The sequence below is a fragment of the Cloacibacillus evryensis DSM 19522 genome (genome assembly GCF_000585335.1).
Lineage (GTDB): Bacteria > Synergistota > Synergistia > Synergistales > Synergistaceae > Cloacibacillus > Cloacibacillus evryensis.
On record NZ_KK073872.1, the window covers coordinates 202,562 to 228,794 of the forward strand.

18 protein-coding genes are annotated in these 26,233 nt (G+C 58.3%); 5 read left to right on the top strand and 13 right to left on the bottom strand.

Annotation, left to right across the window (positions count from 1 at the left end):
• Positions 1-34: 34 nt before the first annotated feature.
• Positions 35-1,426 carry a glutamate decarboxylase gene (gene gad, locus CLOEV_RS00865; RefSeq protein WP_008709277.1) on the bottom strand — a complete coding sequence of 464 codons (1,392 nt, stop codon included), beginning with the start codon at positions 1,424-1,426 and terminating at the stop codon, positions 35-37.
• Positions 1,427-1,711: 285 nt separating this feature from the next.
• On the opposite strand from gad, the gene CLOEV_RS00870 reads away from it, so the two are divergent.
• Entirely contained in the window at positions 1,712-3,337 is a 1,626-nt protein-coding gene (locus CLOEV_RS00870; RefSeq protein ID WP_034441359.1) for a bifunctional aspartate transaminase/aspartate 4-decarboxylase, read from the top strand.
• Between the two features lie 173 nt (positions 3,338-3,510).
• On the opposite strand, the gene CLOEV_RS00875 is transcribed toward CLOEV_RS00870, so the two are convergent.
• Entirely contained in the window at positions 3,511-4,119 is a 609-nt protein-coding gene (locus CLOEV_RS00875) for a cytidylate kinase-like family protein (RefSeq protein ID WP_008709280.1), read from the bottom strand.
• 374 nt (positions 4,120-4,493) lie between these two features.
• Here CLOEV_RS00875 and CLOEV_RS00880 point away from each other — a divergent pair, with 374 nt between their 5' ends.
• The 3 genes from CLOEV_RS00880 to CLOEV_RS00890 all read left to right on the top strand — a co-directional run bounded on the left by CLOEV_RS00880 (position 4,494) and on the right by CLOEV_RS00890 (position 10,478).
• A complete protein-coding gene (locus CLOEV_RS00880) occupies positions 4,494-5,813 on the top strand; it encodes a uracil-xanthine permease family protein (RefSeq protein WP_034441361.1) in 1,320 nt (439 codons plus the stop codon).
• Between the two features lie 291 nt (positions 5,814-6,104).
• The gene (locus tag CLOEV_RS15580; protein WP_051484780.1) at positions 6,105-9,359 is read left to right on the top strand and encodes a response regulator; all 3,255 of its coding nucleotides are present in this window, start codon (positions 6,105-6,107) and stop codon (positions 9,357-9,359) included.
• Positions 9,360-9,689: 330 nt separating this feature from the next.
• Complete coding sequence (locus CLOEV_RS00890) at positions 9,690-10,478, top strand: hypothetical protein (RefSeq protein ID WP_008709284.1); 789 nt, start codon at positions 9,690-9,692, stop codon at positions 10,476-10,478.
• A gap of 48 nt (positions 10,479-10,526) precedes the next feature.
• Here CLOEV_RS00890 and CLOEV_RS00895 read toward each other — a convergent pair whose 3' ends face one another.
• The 11 genes from CLOEV_RS00895 to CLOEV_RS00945 all read right to left on the bottom strand — a co-directional run bounded on the left by CLOEV_RS00895 (position 10,527) and on the right by CLOEV_RS00945 (position 23,762).
• The gene (locus CLOEV_RS00895) at positions 10,527-11,279 is read right to left on the bottom strand and encodes a gamma-glutamyl-gamma-aminobutyrate hydrolase family protein (protein ID WP_008709285.1); all 753 of its coding nucleotides are present in this window, start codon (positions 11,277-11,279) and stop codon (positions 10,527-10,529) included.
• A 47-nt stretch (positions 11,280-11,326) separates the two neighbouring features.
• Positions 11,327-12,658 (bottom strand): UDP-glucose dehydrogenase family protein, encoded by a 1,332-nt coding sequence (locus CLOEV_RS00900; protein ID WP_008709286.1) that lies wholly within the window; start codon positions 12,656-12,658, stop codon positions 11,327-11,329.
• Between the two features lie 16 nt (positions 12,659-12,674).
• Positions 12,675-13,049, bottom strand: coding sequence for a DMT family transporter (locus tag CLOEV_RS15585; protein WP_008709287.1), 375 nt, complete (start codon positions 13,047-13,049; stop codon positions 12,675-12,677).
• A 71-nt stretch (positions 13,050-13,120) separates the two neighbouring features.
• Positions 13,121-13,999: a polysaccharide deacetylase family protein gene (locus CLOEV_RS00910; RefSeq protein ID WP_008709288.1), complete on the bottom strand. Its 879-nt coding sequence runs from the start codon at positions 13,997-13,999 to the stop codon at positions 13,121-13,123.
• Positions 14,000-14,001: 2 nt separating this feature from the next.
• Entirely contained in the window at positions 14,002-15,024 is a 1,023-nt protein-coding gene (locus CLOEV_RS00915) for a bifunctional UDP-4-keto-pentose/UDP-xylose synthase (RefSeq protein ID WP_008709289.1), read from the bottom strand.
• Positions 15,021-15,896 (bottom strand): formyltransferase, encoded by an 876-nt coding sequence (locus tag CLOEV_RS00920; protein WP_008709290.1) that lies wholly within the window; start codon positions 15,894-15,896, stop codon positions 15,021-15,023. Before CLOEV_RS00920 ends, CLOEV_RS00915 begins: the two co-directional genes overlap by 4 nt.
• Positions 15,883-16,845 carry a glycosyltransferase gene (locus tag CLOEV_RS00925; protein WP_008709292.1) on the bottom strand — a complete coding sequence of 321 codons (963 nt, stop codon included), beginning with the start codon at positions 16,843-16,845 and terminating at the stop codon, positions 15,883-15,885. Before CLOEV_RS00925 ends, CLOEV_RS00920 begins: the two co-directional genes overlap by 14 nt.
• Positions 16,839-18,002, bottom strand: coding sequence for a DegT/DnrJ/EryC1/StrS family aminotransferase (locus CLOEV_RS00930; protein WP_008709293.1), 1,164 nt, complete (start codon positions 18,000-18,002; stop codon positions 16,839-16,841). Before CLOEV_RS00930 ends, CLOEV_RS00925 begins: the two co-directional genes overlap by 7 nt.
• Positions 17,999-19,693, bottom strand: a complete 1,695-nt coding sequence (locus tag CLOEV_RS00935) for a phospholipid carrier-dependent glycosyltransferase (RefSeq protein ID WP_008709294.1) — start codon at positions 19,691-19,693, stop codon at positions 17,999-18,001. Before CLOEV_RS00935 ends, CLOEV_RS00930 begins: the two co-directional genes overlap by 4 nt.
• A gap of 304 nt (positions 19,694-19,997) precedes the next feature.
• Positions 19,998-21,413, bottom strand: a complete 1,416-nt coding sequence (locus CLOEV_RS00940; RefSeq protein ID WP_008709295.1) for a uracil-xanthine permease family protein — start codon at positions 21,411-21,413, stop codon at positions 19,998-20,000.
• A gap of 276 nt (positions 21,414-21,689) precedes the next feature.
• On the bottom strand, positions 21,690-23,762 hold the full coding sequence (locus CLOEV_RS00945; RefSeq protein ID WP_051484781.1) for a patatin-like phospholipase family protein: 2,073 nt from the start codon (positions 23,760-23,762) through the stop codon (positions 21,690-21,692).
• A gap of 827 nt (positions 23,763-24,589) precedes the next feature.
• On the opposite strand from CLOEV_RS00945, the gene CLOEV_RS15590 reads away from it, so the two are divergent.
• Positions 24,590-26,227, top strand: coding sequence for a hydantoinase/oxoprolinase family protein (locus CLOEV_RS15590; protein WP_051484783.1), 1,638 nt, complete (start codon positions 24,590-24,592; stop codon positions 26,225-26,227).
• Positions 26,228-26,233 lie beyond the last annotated feature (6 nt).

Here is a 26,233-nt window from a genome sequence, read left to right on the forward strand (position 1 = left end):
TCGGAATGTACAGCTATTTGCTGACGCTTTTTGTTTATGAATGTTTGAAGTTTCCCGTCTCCGCTTCCGTGAGGGGCTTCGCGACGGGATGCGTCTTGAAGTACGCGAGCGCTCTCTTCATATCTTCGATGAGGAGGGAGGCCATATCGATGTTGAACCCCTTCCTGACAAGTATGCGCTGGACGACGACATTCTGCGCGTCCGCGGGAAGCGAGTAGGCGGGAACCTGCCAGCCTCTTGAGCGCAGTTTGTCGGCGAGGTCATAGAGCGAGAAGCCGGGCTTCACATCGTCGCGGAACTTCCATGTACAGCCGGGAACGCCGCCGTCTCCGTCGTATACCATCTCGAAGATGCCGAACTTCATGATCTCGCCCGCGAGGAACTGGCCGGTCTCGGCGCATTCCTGCTGGATCTTTGAATAGCCCTCTCTGCCCAGGCGGATGAAATTGTAGTATTGGCTGACGATCTGTCCCGCGGGGCGGGAGAAGTTCAGCGCGAAGGTCGGCATATTGCCGCCGAGGTAGTTGACATAGAATATGAGCTCTTCGGGAAGATCGGAGACCTCTCTCCACATTACCCAGCCCACACCGAGGGGGGACAGCCCGAACTTGTGACCGGAGGCGTTGATAGATTTTACACGCTCGATGCGGAAGTCCCATACAAGGTCACGGTGGATGAAGGGGGCGATGAATCCGCCGCTGGCGCCGTCGACGTGGATGGGGATGTCAAGCCCCGTCTCCTTCTGGAGTTTGTCGAGCGCCTCCGCCACCTGCTTGACCGGTTCGTACTGCAGCGTGAAGGTCAGTCCAAGCGTGGGGACGACGCAGATGGTGTTTTCGTCGACATACTTGCCGACCTCTTCCGGAGTCATGCAGTATTTGCCGGGCTTCATCGGGATCTGGCGGTGTTCGATATCCCAGTAGCGGGCGAACTTGTCCCAGCAGATCTGTACCGCGCCGGTGACGATGTTCGGCTTGTCTGTAGGTTTGCCCTGGGCCTTGCGCTTTTTGCGCCAGCGCCAGAGGGCCGCGAGGCCGCCGAGCATCGCCGCTTCCGACGAACCGGTGGTCGAGGTGCCGATGGTGTTGGCCTCCTCCGGCGAATTCCACAGGTTGCCGAGCATACGGACGCAGCGCGCCTCGAGCTCCGCCGTCTGCGGGTATTCGTCTTTATCGATCATATTCTTGTCGATACACTCGTCCATCAGCTTATGCGTCTCTTCATCGAGCCAGGTCTGGCAGAATGTGGCAAGGTTCTGCGAGGCGTTGCCGTCGAGGACGAGCTCGTTGTGGACCGCCTGATACGCGTCCTGCGCCTTCATCTCCGCCTCGGGGAACGCGTTTTTCGGCAGCAGGCTGGCCATGGCCGCCGAGCCGAATGTCGGGTCGATCTCTCTGTGTTCGTATTCCTTCTGGTAAAGTGACATTTTAGAAATCCCTCCTGTTAAATACCGTCTTGTGTAATTTATACGGATGGTATGTGCCGAATTTTTTCCTTTTTTCGTCTCTTCGCACCGTATGATCCGAGTATAGAGCGCGGATCATTTTTGCGAAAAATAGTTTTTGCCGAATGTCCTCTAGGCAAAAAGCATGTGATGGTTATACGCAATTAAACATGTATAAATTACAAAAAAAGAATAATATTAATGTTAGAGTTCCATTTTGCTTAAATTAATAAGGAAAAATACCTAACCTAAAGGAGTGTCTCCTACATGGATATGCCGACAAAAAAACAGGAAAAAGCCTATGAAACGCTGAGCCCGTTCGAGGTGAAAAACGTCCTCATCGAGATGGCTTCAAAACACGCCCGCGCCGCCTCCTCCGTGATGCTCAACGCGGGACGCGGCAATCCGAACTGGATCGCGACGGAGCCTCGCGAGGCCTTTTTCACGCTTGGACGCTTCGCGATAACGGAGAGCCGCCGCGTCTGGGACGAAGGCATCCTCGCGGGATTGCCGGAAAAAGAGGGGATGGGCTCGCGCCTTGCCGGCTGGCTGGATGTCAATTCAATGATGCCGGGGGCCGACTGCCTCAAGCGGTCTTTTCAATACGGCGTCAATATCCTTGGCTTCGACGCCGACGAGTGGGCCTACGAACTTTGCGACGGCATCCTCGGCTGCCACTACCCGACGCCGGACCGGATAATGCCATGCTGCGAGAGCGCCGTGCGCGAATACATCATCAAAGAACTTGAGCAAGGGGGCGCGCAGGACCAGGATTTCGACCTCTTTGCGACGGAAGGGGCGACGGCGGCGATGGTCTACATATTCCGCTCGCTGCTCAACAACGGACTGCTGAAGCCCGGCGATACCATCGCCCTCGGCACGCCGATCTTCACGCCCTATATCGAGATACCGAACTTGCCGTGGTATTCATTCAAAACGGTGCAGGTCTATGCAGACGGTACGGAGCTCGTCGGCGGCGAACCCCGCCATTCGTGGCAGTATTCGGACAGAGAGCTTGAAAAACTCGCCGACCGGCAGGTCAAGGTCTTTTTCATCGTCAACCCGAGCAACCCGGGCTCGGTGGAGATATCTCCGGAAACGGCGCAGAAGATAAAAAATATCGTCACGGCGAAAAACCCGCAGCTGATGATAGTCACGGACGACGTCTATTCCAGCTTTGCCGACGACTACCGCTCGCTCTTCGACACGATCCCCTACAACACCATCTGCTCCTACTCCTTCTCAAAATACTTTGGCTGTACGGGCTGGCGGCTTGGAGTCATCGGCATCCACCGCAAAAACGTCTTCGACGATATGATCGCGGCGATGCCCGCGGCGCAGAGGATCAAGACGGCGAAGCTCTATGCGGAGCTCGCCGTCGATCCGGAGAAGATAAAATTTATCGACCGCATGGTCGCAGACAGCCGCGACATCGCGCTGAACCACACGGCGGGGCTGTCGGTGCCGCAGCAGGTGCAGATGGCGCTATTCGCCATACACTCGCTGATCGACAAGACGAACGCCTACAACCGCCTGACGAAGGATATCATCCGCCGGCGCTGCAAGGATTTCTGGAACAACCTCAAGTGGCCGCTGCCACTCTCCCCTCACAGCACGGCATACTACCAGCTGCTCGACGTCTCGCTCTGGGCGAAGGAAAAATATAGCGAGGGCTTCGCGGAGTGGCTCATGAAGAACTTTGAACCGATCGACATCCTCTTCCGTCTCGCTGAAAATCCCAACGTGGTGCTGCTCCCTGGCGAGGGTTTCGACGCCCCGGACTGGTCCGTGCGCGTCTCGCTGGCAAACCTTCCCGACCACGCCTATCGCGAGATCGGCCGCGACCTTGTGACGATCCTGGACGAATATTATTCGCAGTATAAGAAAGCGTAACCTTTTAACAAGGCGGCCGGGTCAGGACCGAAGCTGCCGGTGAACGATGACGGCAAACACCGCCGGGGCCTCCTTGCGGGAGGGCCCGGCGGCGTTGTCTTTTTCACGGACGCGCTTTCTGCGGAAACAAAAAACGGCCTCCGCTGGGAGGCCGGGAATTTCAAAAACGCCGTTTATTTACAGTGTTCCAGATAGGCCATTATCGTTTCCACCGCGCCGTCGACGCCGATATTGTCGGTGCTGATACAGAGGTCGTAGTCCTCCATCTTGCCCCATCTCCGGTCGGCGTAAAACTCATAATATTTTGCGCGCTTCTTGTCGACGTCGATAATGCGCTTCTTTATCTCCTCTCTCGTAAAATCGAGCCCCTCGGGGATCATCGACATCTTTCTGTTGATACGCTCGTCAAGGCTTCCGTAGATGAAGCAGTCGACGGGGTTCATGTTGCGGAGGATATAGTCGGCGCAGCGGCCCACCACCACGCAGGGGCCGCGTTCGGCGAGGCTTCTTATCAGCTTTGACTGTCCCTTGTAGATGAGGTCGGAGGGCAGATCCTGGTAAAATACCGGCATCGCGAAGCCAGGCATTATCGGACACATCGGCGGGGAACATTTCTCTTCGTTCGCCTCGATAAAGTCCACGTCGTATTTGCCGTCCTTGGCAAGGAGATCCACGAGCTCCTTGTCGTAAAATTTGACGCCGAGCCTCTTGGCCAGCCTCATGCCGACCTCATGTCCGCCGCTGCCAAACTGCCTGCTGATCGTTATGATACGTTTCTCCATACCCTCACGCCCTTTCTTCTTTATTATTTATTATATTATACCTTTATTATGATAAAAGTATAAGTGTTTGCCGCAAAACCGGGGCAAATAGGCCGCGTCCCCGGCGGAGAGCGGGGAATATCCGTCGGAACATAAAAATCAAAAATTTTTTATGAAAATCAGGAAAAATACTAAAACTTTTTAAGATTATGGTGTATAATGTAGCTGTCGAAAATTGAGATCGTTCCACATGAAGAGATGGGGGACTGCCGCGTGTGATCGTTGAAGCGGGCGGTCTTGCTGTTGTCCTGTTTTTGTAAAAAGGCGTTCTGGTTCCAGTGAAATGTATTTGTCTGTTCCACAACATATAAACTGTGAGAAGGGATTTGAAAGACATGTCACAATCAACACGCAAGATTCTCTTTGAGCTCCGCGGCATTCCCAAATTCACCGAAGCCCTGCCGCTTGCCATGCAGCATGTCGTTGCGATGATCATCGGCTGCATAACGCCGGCCATCGTGATAAGCGTGGTGGCGAACGTTTCGCCGGAGGACACGATGCTGCTGATCCAGGCCTCGCTCGTTACGGCGGCGATCGCCACCTTTATCCAGCTCTATCCGGTCGCCGGGCGCGTCGGAGCAGGCATTCCCGTGGTGATGGGCGTCAGCTTCGCCTATGTGCCTGTCCTGATCGCCATCGGCGGTTCGATGGGGCCCCCCGCCATTCTCGGCGCGCAGATCGTCGGCGGTTTCGCGGCGATCATCGTCGGGATATTTATTCGCAGGCTGCGCCCGCTCTTTCCGCCGCTCGTCTCCGGAACGGTCGTCTTTACGATCGGGCTCTCGCTTTATCCGGTCGCCATCCGCTATATGGCGGGAGGCGCCGGTATGCCCGGTTTCGGCTCCGCGCTCAATTGGGGGGTGGCGCTCTTCACGCTCGCCGCCGTGAGCTTCTTCTCCTTCTTCACCAAAGGATTTACCAAACTTGCCTCGGTCCTGCTCGGCATGGCCGCGGGCTATATCCTGGCGGCCTCCCTCGGCATGGTCTCCTTTGAGCGGATCATTGAAAGCCAATGGTTCCAGCTTCCGCAGGTGAACCACTTTAAGATAGAATTCCACGTCACCGCCGTCGTCTCAATGGTCATCATGTATATCGTGAATTCCATTCAGGCGATCGGCGACATCTCCGCGACGACGGCGGGCGCGATGGACAGGGAACCGAGCGACAACGAGCTCGCGGGCGGCATCATGGGCAACGGCCTTTCAAGCATGCTCTCCGCCTTTATCGGAGGACTGCCGACCGCGACCTTCAGTCAGAACGTCGGCATCGTCACGATCACAAAGGTGATAAATAAGTTCGTCATCGCGCTCGCGGCGGCGATCATACTGTTGGCTGGGCTGATACCGAAATTTGCCGCGCTGCTTACGACGATCCCTCTGGCCGTGCTCGGCGGCGCGACCCTCACCGTCTTTGCGGCGATCACGATGACCGGTATGAAGCTCCTGCTATCGGCGAAGCTGACGCCGCGCAACAGCGCCGTCGTCGGCATCTCCGTAGCGCTCGGCGTCGGCATCTCGCAGGTGGCGAACGCGCTCGGCGGCCCTGGTATGCCCTCATGGGCGCAGGAGATATTCGGCTCCTCGTCGGTGATAATTTCCACGCTTGCCGCCGTCGCCCTTAATGTCATTATGCCGCGGGACAAGAAGGAGCTTTAGCGCGCCGCGGATACGGCCCTCCGCGCATCCGTCCCGTCAGCGGGCGAAGCGCGGGGCCGTGCCCGGCAAATCAAATTTTCTATTGACACCTGCTTTTGAAAGAGCTTTAATTGATTAGATTTTATATATTATTGATAATATGTGTCGTTTGAGCGGAATTAGCGGCGGCATCGTACCGCCGTTCCGGTTTCCGTGCGATGATGGGAAGACAGGCGCGAATATCTTGAAGCGGATATCTATCGCGTAAAGATGTCTTTTGCGCCGGCAGTTTTCAGAGAGAAGGGGCATTATATGAGAGAGCGCCGACAGACCGCCGGGCTGGTGGCGGGCGTCATTATCTGTTTTTTGCTGATCCTCTGCGCGTCTCCGTGCGCGGCCGCCGCGCACGGACAAGATCTGCGGACGGTCCGCGTGGGATTTTTCGCCTTCGACGGATACCACGTGACATCAGGGGACGGCGCCCGCTCGGGCTACGGCTATGATCTGCTCCAGCACATGGCTGGATATACCGATTGGCGGTACGAGTATGTCGGATACGGCAAGGGCTGGGGCGAAATGCAGCGTATGCTGGAAAAGGGAGAAATAGACCTGCTCACGAGCGCCCAGAATACCGCGGAACGCCGGAAGCGCTTTGATTTCTCGGACAGGCCCGTCGGCACCTCCGCCGCGATATTGACCGTGAAGGCCGGAGACAAAAAATTCGCGCTCAAGGATTATGCCAACTGGAACGGCATGCGCGTCGGCATGATCAGGCGCAACAGCCGCAATGACGACCTTGCCGGGTTCGCCGCTCAGAAAGGGTTCTCTTACTCCACAGTCTATTTTGACGATACCGCCTCCATGGTCAAATCCCTTAAAACGGGCGGAGAGATCGACGCCGCGCTTACAAGCAACCTTCGCTCGATCGACGACGAATGGGTGCTGGCGCAGTTCGCCTCCTCTCCGTTTTATATCATGACGCGCAAGGGAAACCGCCGGCTCATGGCGGAGGTAAACGAGGCGCTTGAACAGTTGAGCAACGACGAGCCGGAGCTGCTCACGATGCTTATGAACAAGTACTACACTCCCGACTGCGGAGAGGAAATAGCTTTCACGGTCGAAGAGCGCGCCTATATCGAAGCCATGCGCGGCGTGAAACTCACCGCGCTTATAAACCCGGACCGCGCGCCGTTCTCTTCCTTTGAAAACGGCCGCCCCGTCGGCATCATCAGCGATATCGCGCGGATGATCACCGAGCGCAGCGGACTGAACATCCAATTGATCGAGACCGGCAGCCGCGAGGAATACCGGCGGCTGGCGAAGTCGGGAAAAACAGATATCCGTTTCGACGCCAGGTACGATTACGCCGAGGCCGAGGCGATGGGCTGCCGCCTGACCGCGCCCTATCTGGACGCCTCCGTCACAAGGCTCTACAAACGGGGCGGCGACGGCTTTTCTTCGGCCGCGCTGCTGAAGGATTCGGATATCTCCGCCAAATACGGGGAATACCTTTCAGACAAGCGCCGCGACGCCGTCTACTATGATACCGTCGCCGGGGCCGTGGGGGCCGTGCTCTCGGGAAAGCAGAGCGTGACCTATTTATACCGCCGCAGCGCCGAGCTGGCCGCCCAGAACGACGAAACGAACCGGCTGATGATAGAAGACCTCTACGGCTACAACACCTCCTTCGCCGTTGCCGTCAGCGGCCGCCAGAGCCATCTGCTCTTTTCGATACTCAACAAGAGCGTCCTCAGTATCAAAAACGAGGAGATAAAGGCGATCGACCAAAGGCATGCCTCCTATACTGAAAAACCGTTCTCGTTTGTGGGCTTTATCTACGGCAGCCCGCTCGTAGTTTCCGGGATCGTCGCCGCCCTCTTTATCATGCTGGGCCTTGCCGCCTTTTCCGTCCTGCTCTCCCGTAAGAGGAGGCGCGAACATGCGCAGCTGGCCGAGGAAAAGCGCCGCAGCGGACTCCTCGCCGACGCGCTCGCGGCGGGTGAACGCGCGGACGCCGCCAAGAGCCAGTTCCTTTCGCGCGTCTCGCATGAGATGCGGACGCCGCTGAACGCGATCATCGGCTTCATAACCCTGGCCAGGGGGGCGGAGCCGCGGCAGCTCGAGGGCTATCTCACCAACACGGAGGTCGCCTCCAAACAACTGCTCTTGGTGATAAACGACGTGCTTGACATGTCGTCGATCGAATCCGGCAAGATGAAGATCGCCCACGCGCCCTTTGACTTCCGGCACATGATCCACAGCGTCACCAGCCTTTATCTCGCGCAGTGCCATCAGAAGGGGCTGCTATATGAGACGAAGCTGCTGACGCCGGTGGACGACTGGTTCATCGGCGATCAGCTGCGCGTGAACCAGATCTTGATGAACCTGCTCAGCAACGCCGTGAAATTCACGACGGAGGGGCATGTCTGGCTCAAGATCAGCCAGCGCGACGCTTCCGGGAACAAGGCCTTTATCCGTATCGAGGTATCCGACACCGGCTGCGGCATCACGAAAGAGATGCAGGCGCGGCTTTTCAAGCCCTTTGAGCAGGAGAGCGCCGCCGTCGCGCAGAAATACGGAGGCAGCGGGCTCGGCCTCTCGATCGTGAAGAGCCTCGTCAGCATGATGGACGGCGCGATTTGTGTGGAAAGCGTCAGCGGAAAGGGGACGGCCTTTGTCGTAGACCTTCCTTTCATTAAGGGAGAGGCCTTGCTGGACGCGCAGATGCCGGCGGGGATCGAAAAACTGCGCGTTCTGGCCGTGGACGACGAGCCCGCCGAGCGCGAGTACATATCGGTAGTGCTGGGGCGCATCGGCGTGCGCTACGCCTGCGTCGGGGACGGCAAAGCCGCCATCGCCGAGCTCGAACGCTGCGCGGGCGAGGACGCTCCCTATAACATCTGCCTGATAGACTGGAAAATACCCAACATGGACGGCATAGAGATCACAAAGCGCATCAGGGAAAAATTCAACAGGAACGTCATCATCATCGTCGTCTCGGCTTACGAGCATAATCAGGCCGGAGAAAGCGCCGTAGAGGCGGGGGCGAATATGTTCATCCCCAAGCCTCTTTTCCAGTCCTCGCTTTTCGACCTCTTTATGACGCTGACCGGCGGCGGCGTCGCGGGGAAAAAGGCGGCGCCCGCCGCGCCGCGCGACTTCAGCGGAAAGCGCGTCCTTCTCGCCGAGGACAACGCCATGAACCGCATGGTGGCGGAGGGGCTGCTCGGCAAGTTCGGCCTGGAGTGCGATTCGGTCATGGACGGGCGGATGGCGGTCGATAAATTCCTGGCCTCGGCCCCGGGCTATTACGACGCGATCCTTATGGATATCCAGATGCCGCATATGAACGGCTACGAGGCCGCGCGCGCGATACGCTGCTCCGCACACCCCGAAGCGAAGACGATACAGATCATCGCGCTGACCGCCGACGCTTTCAACGAGGATATTACGAAGACGCTTTCCAACGGCATGAACGGCCACGTAGCCAAGCCGATCGAGCCTGATGTGCTGGCGGAGGCGCTGGACACGGCTTTTAAAGCCGAACAGACGCGCCGGCAGGGATAAATCCATAAACTAAAGAGACCTTTTCGTAAGAGGCCCGCCGCCTGCGTCGGATCTTATCGGTTCCCGGGCGGCGGGTCTGGCGTTTGGCTTCGCCGGGTCCAGCCGGCGAAGGCCGGAGCGGCGGGAAAGCCGTTTTTCTGCCGCCGCGTATGGTCCTATGGCTCGCGGGGCGGAATGATTGGATTTTCACGGAAGCTCGCTTGGCAGTTCGTCTCGCTTCCGGTCTCTGAAAAGCGTATTTTACCCGATTCCCTTTTCATGTGATGGCCCTATTATTTTATCGTGCGCAGAATCTAAAAAAGTTATAAAAAAGAAAAGGGGGCGCCGATCATGAAGGGGCTTAGTATAATGTCTGGCCGCAGTTGTATCCTGTGGTGTTCTATGATCGCCTTATTCGTTTTTCCCGCCGTGCCTCTGGCCAGCGATACGAAACCGCGCCTTAGGGCGTCCTCTTTTCTATGCCACGATTTTTCCGACGCTCCGCAGTCGCGTTTTGTCGAAATGAGCGATAAAGCCTTCGGCAGAGAATGTGAAAAACTCAGGAAAGAACTTGAAGACAGCTACAACGCCTATTATATGATGCTTGACGACGGCGGGCGGCGCGAGCTCTTTGAGAGCGAGGTCTTCTGGGAGAAATACCTTCGCTGCTATCAGAAGAACCTCTGCGATACGCTTGACCGGCCGCTGCTGATATTCACCGGGGAGGCCAAGAGCCCGGTCATTACCAACGTATACCGGGAGATCGTCACAGATATCCTCAGATGGCGTATAAATGATCTGAAGAGGTGGGAGAAGGGGCGTTATCTCTCCAATGCCAATAACAGCACCGAGGATATCGAGCGGAAGCTCTCCGGGGAGCGGCGCCGGTATACCCAACTGAAGAGCGACGCCGTTCTGCTGAGATACGTCCTCTACCATTACGACAGGAGAAACATGGACAAGACCGCCAACCTCTTCGGAGAGAAGAAGCTGGATTTCCTTGAAAACAGGACCAGCGACAAGCGGACGCTGCTCTGCGAACAGCTTGAGATGAGAACGCGCGGAAACCGCGTGCTGGAGATGATTTCGGCCGGGCTGCGCGGGGTCGCCCCCGTAATACGGGAGGAAGGACCCAGTTAAGGGCTTACTGCGCGCGGGCGGCGGTCTCCCGCGGCACGTTGTCTCTCTTTATTCCTCCGCCTTTGCGACGACCGCCCTGAAAATGTCGGCCTGTACGCCGTCGTCTTCCGCAAGGCACTCCGGATGCCACTGTACCCCCACGGCGTATTTATAGGCCGGCGCCCAGATCGCCTCGATGATCCCGTCTTCGGTCCTCGCCGCGGCCTCCGCCTGTTTCGCAAGGCGTCCGACCGCTTGATGATGCATGGAGTTTACCTTCATCGTTTCGCCGCGGTTGTTGGGAAAGAGCGTCGGCACGGTGATTTTTACGTCGTGCACGTAGCCTCTTACGATGTCGGGACGGCGGTGGAGGCCCCAGTCGTCTTTAACGTCCGGCAGGTCTTGTATGAGCGAACCGCCGAGGGCCACGTTCAGGAGCTGGCAGCCGCGGCAGATCCCCAGCAGCGGCCTGTTTTTCTCAAGCGCTTCGCGGCAGAGGGCCAGCTCAAAGCTGTCGCGGTCGAGGTCGGGAGAGATAGTCCCCCTGTCCTCTTCTCCGTAAAAGGCGGGGGCGATATCGCTGCCTCCGGCGAAGACGAAGCCGTCCAGTTTTGAAGCGGCGGCCTTTATCTCTTGTGCGTCGCGCGTCGCCGTAAGCAGCAGCGGGACGCCGCCGGCGGCGCGCACGCAGGAGACGATCTTTTCCGTCAGCACCGAGAGGAGCCAGAAATAGTCGAACTCTTCCTTATCTATATTTACGGGTGTGATTTCCGAATAGCTGTGTTTGAATGGCGATGTCGGGATTCCGATCAGCGGTCTCATCTTTTCTCCGTCCTCTCCGGTCATGGGGGATCTATCCGCGCCGCGGACTAACGGCAGGGGCGCATGTTTCTGCCGATGCAGTAATATTCAAATCCGAGGGCTCTCATCTTATCGGGGTCGCAGATGTTGCGGCCGTCAAAGACGATCTTTCGCTTCATCAGCTTTCCGAGCTTTTCCCAGTCGGCCTCTCTGAACTGCCGCCACTCGGTGACGATCACGGCGCAGTCCGCACCGTCGACCAGAGATTCGATATCGCCGGCATATCCGACGTTCTCCGGCAGCAGTTTACGTGCCTCGTCCATCGCGATCGGGTCGTAGGCGCGCACGGCGGCGCCGCAGTTGAGCAGGCCGCGGATCAGCGCGATCGAAGGCGCTTCGCGCATGTCGTTCGTCTGCGGTTTGAATGCGAGTCCCATGATCGCCGCCTCGATATCCTCCATATCCTCGCCGAAGCGCTCGCGCATCATTATGTGGAGCTGCTCCTTCTGCTTGCGGTTCACCTTGCTGACGGCGGAGGCCATCGTCATATCCAGCCCCTGTCCCTCGCCGATGTAGCAGAGCGCCTTGACGTCCTTCGGGAAGCAGGAGCCTCCGTAACCGCAGCCCGCGTTGAGGAAATATTCGCCGATGCGGCGGTCCGAGGCCATTCCCTTCTTAACGGAGAGGACGTCGGCCCCCACCTTGTCGCATAGCTGCGCGATCTCGTTCATGAAGCTGATGCGCGCCGCCAGCATGGTGTTCGCGGCGTACTTCGTTATCTCGGCGGAGGCCGGGTCCATGAAGATGATCCTCTCTTCGCTGACGAAAGGCAGGTAGAGCTCGCGCATCACCGCGCGCGCCTCGTCGGAGGCGGCGCCGATCACGACGCGGTCCGGGTGCAGGCAGTCCTCTATCGCCATCCCCTCTTTGAGGAATTCCGGGTTTGAAAGTATCTCGAGGTTGATCTTTTCCATGCCGCGCCCGCGCAGATGGCTCTTGATGCGTTTGCAGAGCAGCGTGCCGGTGCCGACGGGGACCGTTGACTTGACGACGATATAGCAGGAGTGCGAAAGCTCCGAGCCGATGTCGTCGATGGCGGCGAGCACCTGCGCGAGGTCCGCCCTTCCGTCGTCCGCCGGCGGCGTGCCGACGGCGATGAAACAGAGCTGCGTCCCCTCGAGGCCGTCTTTTATTTTAGTGGAAAAGGAGAGGCGTCCCTCGCGCTGGTTCCTCTCGATCAGTTCGTCGAGCCCCGGTTCGTATATCGGGCTGATCCCGTTCCTGAGTTTGCCTATCCGCTCTTCGTCGATATCGACGCAGCAGACGGTATGTCCGTTCTCCGCGAAACAGGTGCCGGTGACGAGTCCGACATATCCCGTTCCAACAACACAAATTTTCATCTATTTATTTCTCCTTTTAACTCTTGATAGCGAGCATCGTTATACCCGCGAGGATGAAGGCCATGCCTCCGATCCGCATCAGGGTGATCTTTTCATGGAATATAAAAAAGCCGATCGCGAGCAGCAGCAGATAGACTATGCCCGACATCAGCGGATAGGCGAGAGTCAGCTCGGCGCGGGAGAGCGCCGCCGCCATGAAGAAGAAGGATATTCCGAAGAGGCCGAGCCCGATCACGATCCAGGGGTTTAGCGCGATCTTCAGAAAGGCGCCGACGACGCCGGAGGAGACCATATCGCTGTCTCCGCCGTAGGCGTGCTTCATGACCGTGCTGCCGAGGGCGTTTGTTCCCGCCGAGGCGAGTATCAGAAAAAGCGTTATCTTATCAAGCATCTTATCTATTCCTTCGCAGCGCTCCGCGCTGACAATTTAGATTACCATATGAAGCAAGCGTGCGGATGCGCTTATAGCTGCACCGCGAGCGTGCCCGCGCGTCCCGTGAGGGTCCCGATCATTATCTCGCCGCGCGGCAGCGGCGCCTCCCGCGCGTATTCGCCGAGCGTGCGGAACTCGACGCCCAACGCCTTCGCCATGTTGAGGAAGTTTTCAAAGACGGTGAGCTTTGAGATCCCCTCCATCTCCGCGTGGACGGTGAGCACGTTCCAATCTTTATCCATCCCGTCAAGCCACGCTTTGGGGATGGTCACGTCGTTGATGCCGGGCAGGCCGTATATCTCGTCCATCGTCGGCAGCGTCGTCGGTATCTGCGGCACGCCGTATTCGACGCCCTCGAATACCGGCATGAAGGGGGCGTATCCGCGAACGTCGCTCGCATAGGCGAGGCCGAGCTCCTGCTCCGCCTCAAGGACGGCGTGCGAGACCTGCCAGCCGGGGGCGGCGATCTCCGCCGGGCCGCGTCCGCAGATCTCCCTATAGAGGGCCTCCGCCCTTTTGTAGAGCGCAAGATATTCCTCTTTCGATATTTTGCCGAGGCAATCCTGCACGTAGACGTGATCCCAGGCGTGGACGCCGACCTCGTGTCCCTCTTCCGAGGCGCGGCGCACGATGCCGGGGTCGGCGGGGACTATCAGCGGCGCGGGCAGCAGCGTGCCGTACATGAGCGTCTTCAGTCCGTAGGTCGACGGAGCCTTGGTGCGCATCATCTTGGAGATGAAGCCGGGACGGAAGATGCGCCGTATCGCCTTGCCGGAGTTGTCCGGCCCGAAGGAAAAAAAGATACTGGCCCTTATCCCCGTTTTCTTGAACAGGGCGAGCATGCGCGGCACACCCTCCAGGTAGCCGCGCAGCGTGTCGACGTCGACCTTAACGGCGAGCCGCGTCATTATTATCTGGCCTCGTTTTCGGCATACCACTCTATCGTTTTATTAAGCATCTCGCGCATACCGGTCTTCGGCTTCCAGCCGAGCTTCATCTCCATCTTTTTGACGGAGGGCAGGCGGTTCTGCATGTCGTCGTAGCTCTTGCCGTAGTAGGCCGAGGCGGGGATGATCTCCAGCTCCGTGGCCTCCGCGGCTTCGCGGAATTTCGGAAACTTTTTCGCCTCGTCGATGAGGAGTTCGGCGAGCTCTTTCACCGAATAGTTGTTGGCCGGGTTGCCGATGTTGAATATCTCGCTGTCGGCCTTATTGCCCTCATTTCTGATGATCGCCGTCAGCCCTTCGATGCCGTCGCCGATCCAGGTGAAGCTGCGGCGCTGTTCGCCGCCGTTTACCAGCGATATCTTGCGCCGGTAGATGATGTCGTAGAGCATCTGCGTGACGGAGCGCGCCTGGCGTTCCTCGGCGTCCTTGAAGGTGTCGAGCCGCGGGCCGACCCAGTTGAAGGGGCGGAATAGCGTATACTGCAGATCCTGTTCCTGCCCGTAAGCCATTATCATGCGGTCCATCATCTGTTTGGAGCAGCTGTATATCCAGCGCATCTTGACGATGGGGCCGGTGGTGAGCGGGCTTTCGTCCTCCTTGAGCTCCGCGTCGCCGCTCATTCCGTAGACCTCCGAAGTCGAAGGGAAGATTATCCGCTTGCCGTGCTTTGCGCAGAGGCGTACCATTTTGAGATTCTGCTCGAAGTCAAGCTCGAAGGTCCAGACCGGCTTCTTGATGTAATAGGCCGGTTTTGCGATCCCCGCCAGCGGAATGACGGCGTCGGCCTTTATCACTTCGGCTTCAAGCACCTCGTTGTCCTTGAAGATGTCGCCCTTGCGGAAGGCAAAGCGGTTCTCCCCCTCGTAAGGTTCGAGATTGGTGGAGGCGATATCGAAGCCGTCGACCTCCCAGTCGGTTTTGGCGAGAATATTTTCCAGCAGATGTGTGCCGATGAAGCCGTTTACTCCGGTGATGAATAGTTTCATTGCAAAGTCTCCCCTTCCTCTCCGCCCTCGGGCTGGAGCCTCAATATCTCAAGAAGCCCGTCGCCGGTGCCGATGACGGGCGGGTTCTCGCTGACGATCGTATGAGGCTTCGCGCCGCCCTCGATCGGGCGCGCCTTCCATATATAATATTTCTTTCCCGCCAGCTCTGTAAAGGCCCCCGGGAAAGGATGCGTCACCGCACGTATAAGATTATAAATCTCCTCGGCGCTTTTGGACCAGTCTATCTTGCCGTCTTCCGGGCGGCGGCGTCCGAAGCAGGTCGCCGCCGATTCGTCCTGCGGGCGGCGCGGCGCGCTCCCGGCCTCAAGCTCCGGCAGCCGGCGCGCGACTATCTGCCGCGCGGCCTCCGCCACCTTCATGAAGACGTCGTAGGCCGTGTCGGTGAACTCTATCGGCACCGCCTGCCGGTCGACGATGTCGCCGCGGTCGGCCTTTTCCGTCATTACGTGGAGCGTCGCGCCCGTCTCCCTTTCGCCGTTGAGGACGGCCCAGTTGACGCAGGCGCGTCCGCGGTATTTCGGCAGCAGCGCCCCGTGGAGGTTGTAGGCCCCGAGGCGCGGCGCGTCGAGCACCGCCTTCGGTATCAGTGCGCGGTAGTAGAAAGATAAGACGAGCTCCGGCGCGAGGGAATTGAAATATTCGATCTCATCCGCCTCAAGCTTTTTCGGCGTGCGCACGGGGATGCCGTTTTTTTCGGCGATCTCTTTAACGGAGCGGAACCAGATATTCTCGTGAGGGTCGTCCTCGTGCGTGAAGACGGCGGCGACGTTCGCGCCGTCTTTTATCAGCTCTTCAAGGCAGAGGCAGCCGACCTCGCTGTAGGCGAAGATGACGGTCCTAGGCCTGGTCATCGTGCTCGAAGATCTTTCTCACCGAATAACGCGGGCGTTTGCTCACCTCGCGGTAGATGCGGCCGATATACTCGCCGATGATGCCGAGCGAGAAGAGCGTGATGCTGCCGATGACGAACTGGGAGGCCTCGAATGCCTGTTCGAGGAAGAGCTGCCAGGTGCCGACGCCGAGGAAGAGGCGGCGGGCGAACATATAAAAGAGCAGCAGAAAGGAGATCACCGAGAGCAGCATGCCGGCCATCGTCACGAGCTGCAGCGGCACGAGCGAAAAGCTCGTCATCAGGTCGAAATTGAGGCGTATCAGCTGGAAGAGTCCGTACTTGGATTCTCCAAGCTCGCGCTCGCGGTGCGCGACGGGTATCTCTATGGGGTTGACGGCGAACTTCTGCGCGAGCGCGGGGATGAAGGTCGTCGATTCCTGACTGTGGTTGATGATGTCGATGATGCGCCGGTCATAGCCGCGCAGCATGCAGCCGTAGTCGCGTATTTTAAGCTTCGCGATGCGGTTGGTGAGCTTGTTGATGAACTTCGAGGCGACCTTGCGGAAGATCGGGTCCCGGCGGCCGACGCGGTACGTGCCGACGACGTCGTGCCCCTCGTCCATCTGTTTGATGATGTTCGGTATCTCCGAGGGCGGGTTCTGCAGGTCGGCGTCGAGCGTGATGATCTTGCCGCCGCGCGCGTGGTCGAAGCCCGCCATGATCGCCATGTGCTGTCCGAAATTCGCGCCGAGGTCGATCACGCGCATCTCCGGGTGAAGCCGGTAAAAGTCGTAAAGTATCCCCATCGTCGCGTCGCGGCTGCCGTCGTTGATGAAAATCACCTCGAAGCTTCGCCCGAGGTTCTCCATCACGGGCCAAAGCTCCTCGAAGAGCTTGTGCAGCGATTCCTCCTCATTGTAGGCGGGGATGACGATCGAGACCTCAACCGCCTTCGCCGCCTCTAACATCCGCACACCTCTCTTATCGCCGCCGCCGCGTCGCGCGCGTCGCCGTCCGTCATCGCGGGGAAGAGCGGCAGCGAGACGATGCGGTCGGAGACATATTCCGCCTCCGGCAGATCGCCGCGGTCCATGCCCGTCACCTCGCGGTAGCAGGTAAAGAGGTGCAGCGCCTGATAGTGCAGCGCCGTGCCGATGTTGCGCTCCTTCATGCGCGCCATGAATTCGTCGCGGGAGAAGCCGAGACGGTCGATATCGACGAAGGGCGTGAAAATGTGCCACGAATGCTCATACTCCCACGGCGCGCGCCGGGGCAGGATCAGCCCCTTCACGCCGGCGAGCTCGCGCAGGTAGAAGGCGGCCAGCTCCGCGCGGCGGCGGTTGAACTCCGGCAGCTCCCTCATCTGTGAATTGCCGATCGCCGCCTGGATGTCCATCATCGTGTATTTAAGGCCGGGGAAGAAAATGTCATAATTGGCGCTGCCCTTCGCCGCGTAGCGGTTCCAGGCGCCCTTGGACATGCCGTTCTGGCGCAGCACCATGATCTTCTCCGCGAGCTCCTCGTCGCCGGTGCAGATCATGCCGCCCTCGCCCGTGGTGATGTTTTTAGTCGGGTGGAAGCTGAAGACCGACAGCCGCCGCGCGCCGCGGTCCGCGCCGATCCGGCGCCCCTTATATGACGCTCCGAGCGCGTGCGCCGCGTCCTCGACTATCGCGAGGCCGTGCGCCCCGGCGATCGCCTCGATCTTGTCCATATCGCAGGGCATCCCCGCGAAATGGACCGGGATCACCGCCTTCGTCGCCTTCGTCACCGCGCGTTCGATATTTTCCGGCACGATGTCGAGCGTCTCCCTGTCGATATCGGCGAAGACCGGCTTCGCGCCCGTGAAGAGGATCGCGTTCACCGTCGCCGCGAAGGTCATCGGCGTCGTGATCACCTCGTCGCCGGGGCCGAGGCCGAGCGCCATCAGCGCGCAGTGCAGCCCCGCGGTGGCGGAGTTTACCGAGAGCGCGTAGCTCGCGCCCGTATATTTTGCGAAAGTTTCCTCAAAGCGTATCGTCTTCGGTCCCATCGCAAGCCAGCCGCTGCGGATAGAATCCGCGACGTCGGATATCGCCTCTTCGCTGACGCTTGGTTTGGCGAAGGGCAAAAATTCTTTTCTCATTTTGTCGGCTCCTCCCTGTAGAAGAGAATCACATATTTTCCGCGTTCTATCTTTTCCGCCGTTCCCGTGTCGCCGCGGGGGAATAACTCCTCGAAACGGCCTCCATTTTTCACAACCAGTATAAAGCGTTTTTCCCTCGCGTGCCACTGCCGCATAAACTCTTCCTTTGAAAGAAACCAGCCTTCGCCCTCCGGGCGCTTTGAACCGTACTCAAGCGGCTGCTTCGATCCGTACTCAAGCTCGCCCGGGTTCCCGACGAGCATCACGCGCTGCCCCGTATAAAATGGTATGCCCTGCAGCACCTCGTCGTAGGCGACGATCACATCTCCGGGCTTTCTCTCTTTGATTATCACCTCGGAGACCTCTTTCATGGTACGCATGGGGGCCACGATATTATAAACATCCTGCAGCCCGGAGATGAAAAGCACCGAGCAGAGAATGAGCGCGCGAACAGCCTCCTTATATCTTTTGCCTCCGCGCGAGGTATAATACCAGACCACCGCCGGCATCCCAATGAGGCCGAAGCCGGCCTTGACGGCGATCGGCCAGGCCTGCGCGGGGCTTGCGTGCTCCCCGAAGGCGGGATAGATTATCAGCCCCGCGCCGAGCAGTCCGCTCGTCAGCGCCAGCGTGAGCGGTACATATCCGTGCCACTCCCTGTCCCTGGCCATCCTCACGATATCCGCCCCGATCAGGATCGCGAGCGGCGGCAGGCAGGGGACGATGTAGGGGATCAGCTTGGAATCAGAGAAAGAGAAAAATAGAAAAATCACGGCGAACCAGAGCGCCAGATAGATGCCGGCGCGTTTTTCCTCCGCTCCCTCCGGCGAGCGCGCGACGCTCTTCTTGCTGAAGAGGGCGAAAAAGAAAGCCGTCCAGGGAACGAGGCCGAGCGGGATCATCGGGAAGAAGAACCAGAAGGGTTCATAGCGGTGGTGCATCTTCGTCGCGTAACGCAGGAAATGCTCCTGAATGAAGAAAAAGCGGAAAAAATCGGGATTATCGCGGCAGACCAGATAGAACCACGGCACGCTCACCGCGAAAAAGAGGACTATCCCCGGCAGATAGAGCGGCTTATAAAAAAGCTTCCATTGCTTTGTGAAGATAATGTAAAAAAAGATCACCGCGCCCGGCAGCACCACGCCGATAAGCCCCTTCGTCAGCAGCGCCATCGCGCAGGCGAAATAGAAAAGCAGATAATACTTTTTTTCTTCCTTGACGTGCGCGGCGTAGAAAGAGGCGAAGGCGAGCGTGAGGAAAAAAGAGAGCGGCATATCCGTGATATTGATCGTGCCGATCGCGAAATAGAGCAGCGAAGTCGCCGTCACCACCCCCGCGATAAAGCCGGCGATCCGCCCGTAAATAAAGGCCCCGAGCATCCCCGTCGCCAGCGCCCCCGCGAGCGCGCAGAGCGCCGTGCCGATACGCGCGGCAAATTCGTTCTGCCCGAAGATATGGAAGCTGGCGGCGTTCATCCAATAGAGAAAGACGGGCTTTTCAAAATATTTTACGTAGTTCAGCATCGGCGTGATGTAATTGCCGGATTCGATCATCTCGCGCGGTATCTCCGCGTAGCGTCCCTCGTCGGGCTCCATCAGCGGGTAAGAGCCGAGCGGGACTATATACAGGAGGACCAGCGCCGCGGCGATGGCGATAAAGAAAATATTCCGTTTTGAGATGGATGAAAGCATATATGACCGTACCTTTCTCTGCCGTTACAAAATATCTGGCGTATTTTACATTCAAAATCGTCATTTCTATACAACTTTAAAACTATATCATATACGGCGCGGCAAATGTTTAAGAGAATATTAAACGGCGCGGCCAAATGTAACGGTAATGTAAAAATACCGCCTGGGGCTCACACGTTACCTTCGCCGAAGCGGCCGGCCGCAGAGGAAATTATAAACTCCCAGGTACAACAAAAGTACAACAAAAAGAGGAGGCGTCAGCCTCCCCTCAGTTGAGCGGTCATTGATAGCTTCTATAACTTTATTATGCCTTCGGTTTCTTTACATTCTCCTGCGCCTCTTCGATGCCGCTGAGGATGCCGCGCTCGCTCGGCGTGCCGGGGACGAGGTTGTCGCAGATCGCCGCGAGTATCCCCGCGACCGCCATCGGCGTCTTAAGGACGGCCCATATCATACCGCCGAAGGTCGTGCCGAAAAGTCCCGTGAAAAGCGCCTGATTCGGTTCCACCCATCCGGGGAGGCCGAGCGCCATCAGGAAGGCGAAGCCGACGATGAGCACGTTGCGCTGGCTGCCCATATCGGCGCGCATGAGGTTCTGGATGCCGAGAGCGCCGATCGTGCCGAAGAGCGTGATATAGGCGCCGCCGATGACCGGCGAGGGCATCGTGGCGATCAGCGCGCCGAGCTTGCCGATCAGCGAAAGCAGGATCAGGATCACCGCGCCGGCGCGCACGACATGGCGGCTCGCGACGCCCGTGAGGCCGATAAGGCCGATATTTTCCGTGTACGAAGTAGTGCCGACCGAGCCGAGTATCCCCGAAAGCGCGCAGCACATGCCCTCCGCGCCGATGCCGCGGTTTATCTGCTCCGGCGTCGGGTCGTCGATGCCCGCCGCGTAGGAGCAGTTATGATAGTCGCCGATCGATTCGATCATCACGCAGAAAAAGCCCGCGGCGATCGCGCCGACCGCGAGGCCCGAGAACTTAGGCACGCCCCAGGGCATGAACAGCCTGTAGCGGAGCCACGGCGCGTCATAGACGCTCTGGAGGTTGATATAGGCGGGATGGCCCGGCGCGAAGACGCCGCTCACGGAGAGCGCGAGACAGAGCAGATAGGCGATCACGATCGAGCCGAGCACGGCGAAAATATTGAAATACTTGTTCTTAGAGACGAGGCTGAAGAAAAAGACCATCACGACGACGAGCAGCGAGACGGGCCAGAAATTCGCCGCGTTGAACTGGATCGCCGTCGGCGCGAGCGAAAAACCGATCGCCATGATCGTCGGGCCGATGACGACGGGGGTGATGATCTTCCTGATGCGGCCGATAAGCTTGCTGTAACCGAGCAGCGAGAGCACGATGCCGCCTACGACGAGCGCGCCGCCGACATACTGCATGATCACGTCGGGGCCGAGGCTCTTATAGGCGCCGATGATCGTCATGATGGGGGGAATAAAGCTGAAGCTGGAGCCCTGCACGATCGGCAGCCCCGAGCCGAGCTTCGGGTGTGTCTGGATGAGCGTGGCTATACCCATGCTGAAATAGACGCAGCCGATGAAAGCGCCGATCTGCTGTGTAGTCATGCCCATCGCGGGGCCGAAGATGAGGGGGACGAGGGTGGTCGCTCCGAAAAGCGTGAGAACATGCTGCGCGCCGGCAAGAATAAGTATCGGCGTCGGCGGACGGTCGTCGATCCCGTAAATCAGTTTTTTCTTAGCCATGTTGCACCTCCGTAAAAATTTTTTTGCAATCGGTTGCAAAATTATGCCGCAAAATATTATAGGGGATTTTGCGTAAAATGGCTAGTGCCGGGTAATTTTGGAGGAAGGGTAAATCGCTGTTTATCTTTAACTTCCAATCGTGTAAATCGGCGTTTAGACGTGCCGGATGCTAAATAACTTGCCCTCTGAGTACCGGAGCCGTATTGGTCATACGGCGAGGACACTCAGAGGGCAAGTTATGACGCAGACGGCGCGTATAAACGCCGATTTACAGGTTTAAGGAAGAGGGCCGTCCCAGAACCGCGGCACTCCGATGGTATAGCCTATCGTGAAACCGCCGTCATCGTCGTAGACGAATACCAGTTTGCTGCTGAAGTTGTTCGTCGGGATGGACAGCGCCGCGCCCACCTCCCAGCGGCTGTCGGCGTTCTTCCAGTCGTACATGGTCTGTCCGTAGTTGCCGAATATCTCCACGTTCACTCCGCCCCACCACGAGCGGGTGAATACTCGTTCTATTCCAAGGTGGAGCCAGTAAGCCTGGTCCCCTACCAGCGGGTGCTGCCCGAGGCTGTAGAGCTCTTCGCGCGTGCCGAGCATCGCCGCGTAGGCGAGGCTGTCGGCATCTCCCGTTTTGAGGCCGCCGGCAAAGATCACCTTACCCATCTTCAGGAATGGGACGTAGGTACGGAATTGGGTGTTCGAGACCACGTTATGATCTATCGGGAACCAGAGGTCGCTCATAACGACCATCCCCTTCGTCGGCAGTATAGGGTCGTCAAGCGTGTTGAAGCTGAACGTAAAGTATGGGCCGTGATCGTTGATCGTATCATTGCCGAGCGAGGTGACGCGCTGCGCTCCGTAGCCGAGGCCTACGCGCAAACGTCCGTTTAGCTTTTTGTACCAGGCGGCTTTTGCCGTATACCGCTCAAATTCGGCGTTCCCGTAATTATATGGCTCGTACTCTTCCCGGCGTCCCGCGAGCACGAGTCCCCACTGGGAATCTTTCTCGTCCTCCACCGTGAAGTAGCGCATCATCGCGCCCCAGGTGGTGCCAAAGCGGAACTCGAGCGAGGCGGAATCTCCCGCCATGAGGGTGTCGTGCACCACCGCGGAGAGCGAGATCCAGCGATTCCAGTAAAGGTTGCTCGCATATCCGTCTACGCCAAATTCATATTTCGCGGGCCGTTCTATCTGGAAGATGACGGCGACCGAGCCGCGCGAGATGTTCTCCGTGCGTCCGTCGACAGACTTTATGTCGTCGCGCGTTGATATCTGGGTCACTGTGTCCGCCACGAGCCTCATATCTAGCGGCTTGCCGATCCAGTCTTCGTACTTTTCATGCAGCTCCTCGGCAACTCCCTCAGGGACCCCCTCGAAGCGCACCTCGGCGACGACGGGGGGGCCGTACCTCCTGGTTCGCTCCACTCTGCTGTGATCCCAGGTATGGCATTTTTCTTCGACAAGTTTCTTCAGCTCGGGGACCTTTTCCTCGGCGGCTTCCATCCCTTTGTCGATTATCTTGTCATAGCCTCCTGAGGCGAAGGTACTGAACCCGCTCACCTCGGGGGTGATGACAAGGTCGGCGGCTTCCACGTTTTGGCGGATCTGCTGCACCATGAGAATATCCAGCGTCTGCGCCGCGACGTCGAACATGGTGCGGAAGTTCTCGTTTTTCTTTGTAATATCCTCCGGAGAGAGGTTGACGGCGACGATCGGATGTCCCGGGAATATCTTTTTCGCCTCGAGTACCGGCAGGTTGGCCTTCAGGCCGCCGTCGACCAGGAGCATGCCGTTCATCGGCCAGGGGTCGAAGACGACGGGTATCGACATCGAGGCGCGCAGCGCGGAAGCCAGGTTGCCGTTGCGCAGTATGACGGTGTCGCCGTTCCCCAGATTCGTAGCCACCGCGGCAAAGGGGATCGGAAGGTGGTCGAAGTCCGTCACCGAAACGTGGGAGGTAAGGTCGCTGAGGAAGGCGTAGAGGTCTTTCGCGTTGAGGGCTCCGAGGCGTCCCTGCTCGTTTTTATTTTTGTCTATCGTAAAGGAGAACAGCGAATCGCCTGGGACGGCCGGTTTGTTATAGCCGTTTATGAGGTCGCTCCTGTTTCGCCCCGACATTATCTCCATGAGGTCAACCTTTGACAGCACCTCGCGCATATCCTCAGGCGTGCGTCCCGAGGCGTAAAGGCCGCCCATTATCGAGCCCATGCTGGTGCCGATTATGGCGGCCACGGGGATTTTTTCGCGTTCAAGGACCTCGAACACGCCGAGGTGCGAGAGCCCTTTCATGCCGCCGCCGCAAAGGACCAGCACGACGCCCTCTTTATGAGGGAATCCCCAGCTCTGCATGTGTGCCCGCGTCTCGGGACTGTCCCGCTCAAATTGCGCGCGCGCCGCCCCCTGTTCGCCTTGGCGAACGGTTAAAACTTCCTCTGGGGGCAAGCCTGCGGATGCGTCTGCCGCGTGCGCCGCCCCCTGTTCGCCCTGGCGAACAGTTAAAACTTCCTCCGGGGGCAAGCCCGCGGATGCGTCTGCCGCGTGCGCCGCCCCCTGTTCGCCCTGGCGAACAGTTAAAACTTCCTCCGGGGGCAAGCCTGCGGATGCGTCTGCCGCCCCGGCCCAATTTGTCACCGTAAGGAGGATCAAAAACATGTATAAAATAATTTTATTCTTAAAAATTTGCTTCATCATTCGACCACCTTTACAAAATACCGAAAAAATACCGATGAGTAGTTTCCCCTCAAGATAATTCTACGCCATTTGTCCGCCATAAGTCTATGTTTTTCCACGAAAATAGAGTAACGGACTTATACGCCAACGGCCTTTTTGTTTGCTGATTTTATATATGCGGCATATGCCGTCCGATGTAATATCAGCCATTGTGCAAAGCATACAATATAAGGAGCGGAATAGAGGGGGATTTTGTGCCTCAATCCCAATGACATATCCGTCGGATTGAAATACATTATTTGCGGTCTGCCATGCGGCAAACAAAAATAAAGAGGCGGTCGGAACATAGGGGTTTTCAAAGGCTTGACGGCATCTTACGGGCAGACAGCCGCCGCCGCAAAACCAAGAAGGACATGTGAGGTTCCAGAAAGGATTTTTATACTTGCGGCGGCGCGCAGGCGTTAGTTCCGCGCGCCGGCGTCTAAATTTTATTGCGGAGGGTATCTATGCGGAAAGGACAGGAAGCCAGGCTGAAGAGGCTGACGATAGGCATCGACGTCGGCGGGACCAACACGGACGGGGTGCTTTACGATACGGAGACGCGGAGCATCTTATCCTCCGTGAAGACCTCCACCGATCACGCGGATTATAGGAGCTCGATCGAAACCGCCGTGGGCAGGCTGCTTCAGTCCGCCTCTCCCGGGGAGATAATATCGCTCAACATCTCCACCACTCTGTCGACCAACGCGCTGCTGGAGGGCAAGGGCGCTCCCGTGGCGCTGGCGCTCATCGGCTACGAGGATTTTCCGCACATAAAGGATGAAATACTGCGGGAGGTCTCTCCGGCGGCGCTGCTTTCGGCCCGCGGCGGCCACAACGGCTGGGGGAAGGAGCGCCAGGCTCTTGACCGCGAAGCTTTGCTGCGGTTCGCGAAAGAAAATTCCGGCGGCTATTTTGCCGTTTCGTCGCTGTATTCGCCGCGCAACCCACTTCATGAGATGGAGGCCGCCGGCATCATAAAGGCCGCCGGGTGCGCGGGCGTCACCTGCGGACATGAGATGGCGCGCTCAAAGCTGAATTCGGTAAAGCGCACGGTGACTGCTTTCCTGAATTCATCGCTGATGGATGTGACGGAACGCCTGATCGGCGGCGTGGAATTCTGCGCGGCCTCCCACGGCCTCCGCTGCCCCGTGATGTTCCTGCGCAGCGACAGCTCGCTCGTCTGCGGGCAGTGGTGCGCGCGGTTCCCGCTGGAGACTGTCTTTTCTGGGCCCGCCGCCAGCATGCGCGGCGCGATGCTGCTCGGCGGCGTCAAGAACGAGGACGCGGTCATCGCCGATATGGGGGGGACCTCTACGGACATCGGCGTCGTAAGGAACGGAAAGGCTCTCTATTCAAAAGAGGGGGCCGCTATCGGCAATTATCGTACGATGATCCCTTCGCTTGAGATAAACTCGATCGCTCTCGGCGGCGACAGCTCGGTCAAGATCGGCGAAGATGGGCGGCTTGCCATCGGCCCGGAGAGGGTTCAACCCTACTGCCGGGCATCCGCGGGGGAAGAATGCGGCTACACGCCGACCGACGCTCTGGCCTCCCTCGGCATCGCGGGGGTCGGAAGCAGCGGCAGAAGCCTCCGTGCCTCAAATGAATACGGCGAGAGGTTGGGCCTGTCGGCGATAGAATTCGCGAGGCTCGTGCGCAAAGAGGTTTCGGAACGGCTGCGTGAAGCGCTTGCGCAAAGCGGCAAAGAGGCGAGGCGCATCTGCGTCGGCGCTCCGATCGCGGCCTTCGCCGGCGGAGACAACTGCTCGGTGCCTGACGATGCGGCGATCGCCAGCGCCGCCGGGGCGGCCTCAAGCTCGCTTTCGCTGGACTGCACCGTCTCCATTCTGCACAATTTCTTCGACGGTAATTTTTACGCCTTTCTTCCCGTAAGCCAGATAAAGGGTTCGGATCTGGAGTCCGTCCTTTCGCGGTCGCGCGCCGCGCTTGAAAAATATCTGACCGAACAGGCCGCGCTTATGGGGTTTAAAGATGTCTCGGCCGGGATCAGCGAGGAATATGAATATATCGGAAGAGAAAAATGCCTTTCGTCGCTCGCGGCGATCACTTTGAGCGGCAAGGTGATTGTGCATAATGTATAAATAAGC

Coding starts and splice junctions, on each gene's coding strand:
- CLOEV_RS00895 (WP_008709285.1), bottom strand. CDS start 11,279: ATGAGACCGCTGATCGGAATCCCGACATCGCCATTCAAACACAGCTAT.
- CLOEV_RS00935 (WP_008709294.1), bottom strand. CDS start 19,693: ATGCTTTCATCCATCTCAAAACGGAATATTTTCTTTATCGCCATCGCC.
- CLOEV_RS00880 (WP_034441361.1), top strand. CDS start 4,494: ATGTCACAATCAACACGCAAGATTCTCTTTGAGCTCCGCGGCATTCCC.
- CLOEV_RS00915 (WP_008709289.1), bottom strand. CDS start 15,024: ATGAAACTATTCATCACCGGAGTAAACGGCTTCATCGGCACACATCTG.
- CLOEV_RS00870 (WP_034441359.1), top strand. CDS start 1,712: ATGGATATGCCGACAAAAAAACAGGAAAAAGCCTATGAAACGCTGAGC.
- CLOEV_RS00945 (WP_051484781.1), bottom strand. CDS start 23,762: ATGCAGAGCTGGGGATTCCCTCATAAAGAGGGCGTCGTGCTGGTCCTT.
- CLOEV_RS00910 (WP_008709288.1), bottom strand. CDS start 13,999: ATGACGCGGCTCGCCGTTAAGGTCGACGTCGACACGCTGCGCGGCTAC.
- CLOEV_RS00940 (WP_008709295.1), bottom strand. CDS start 21,413: ATGGCTAAGAAAAAACTGATTTACGGGATCGACGACCGTCCGCCGACG.
- CLOEV_RS00920 (WP_008709290.1), bottom strand. CDS start 15,896: ATGACCAGGCCTAGGACCGTCATCTTCGCCTACAGCGAGGTCGGCTGC.
- CLOEV_RS15585 (WP_008709287.1), bottom strand. CDS start 13,049: ATGCTTGATAAGATAACGCTTTTTCTGATACTCGCCTCGGCGGGAACA.
- CLOEV_RS00925 (WP_008709292.1), bottom strand. CDS start 16,845: ATGTTAGAGGCGGCGAAGGCGGTTGAGGTCTCGATCGTCATCCCCGCC.
- gad (WP_008709277.1), bottom strand. CDS start 1,426: ATGTCACTTTACCAGAAGGAATACGAACACAGAGAGATCGACCCGACA.
- CLOEV_RS00875 (WP_008709280.1), bottom strand. CDS start 4,119: ATGGAGAAACGTATCATAACGATCAGCAGGCAGTTTGGCAGCGGCGGA.
- CLOEV_RS00930 (WP_008709293.1), bottom strand. CDS start 18,002: ATGAGAAAAGAATTTTTGCCCTTCGCCAAACCAAGCGTCAGCGAAGAG.
- CLOEV_RS15580 (WP_051484780.1), top strand. CDS start 6,105: ATGAGAGAGCGCCGACAGACCGCCGGGCTGGTGGCGGGCGTCATTATC.
- CLOEV_RS15590 (WP_051484783.1), top strand. CDS start 24,590: ATGCGGAAAGGACAGGAAGCCAGGCTGAAGAGGCTGACGATAGGCATC.
- CLOEV_RS00890 (WP_008709284.1), top strand. CDS start 9,690: ATGAAGGGGCTTAGTATAATGTCTGGCCGCAGTTGTATCCTGTGGTGT.
- CLOEV_RS00900 (WP_008709286.1), bottom strand. CDS start 12,658: ATGAAAATTTGTGTTGTTGGAACGGGATATGTCGGACTCGTCACCGGC.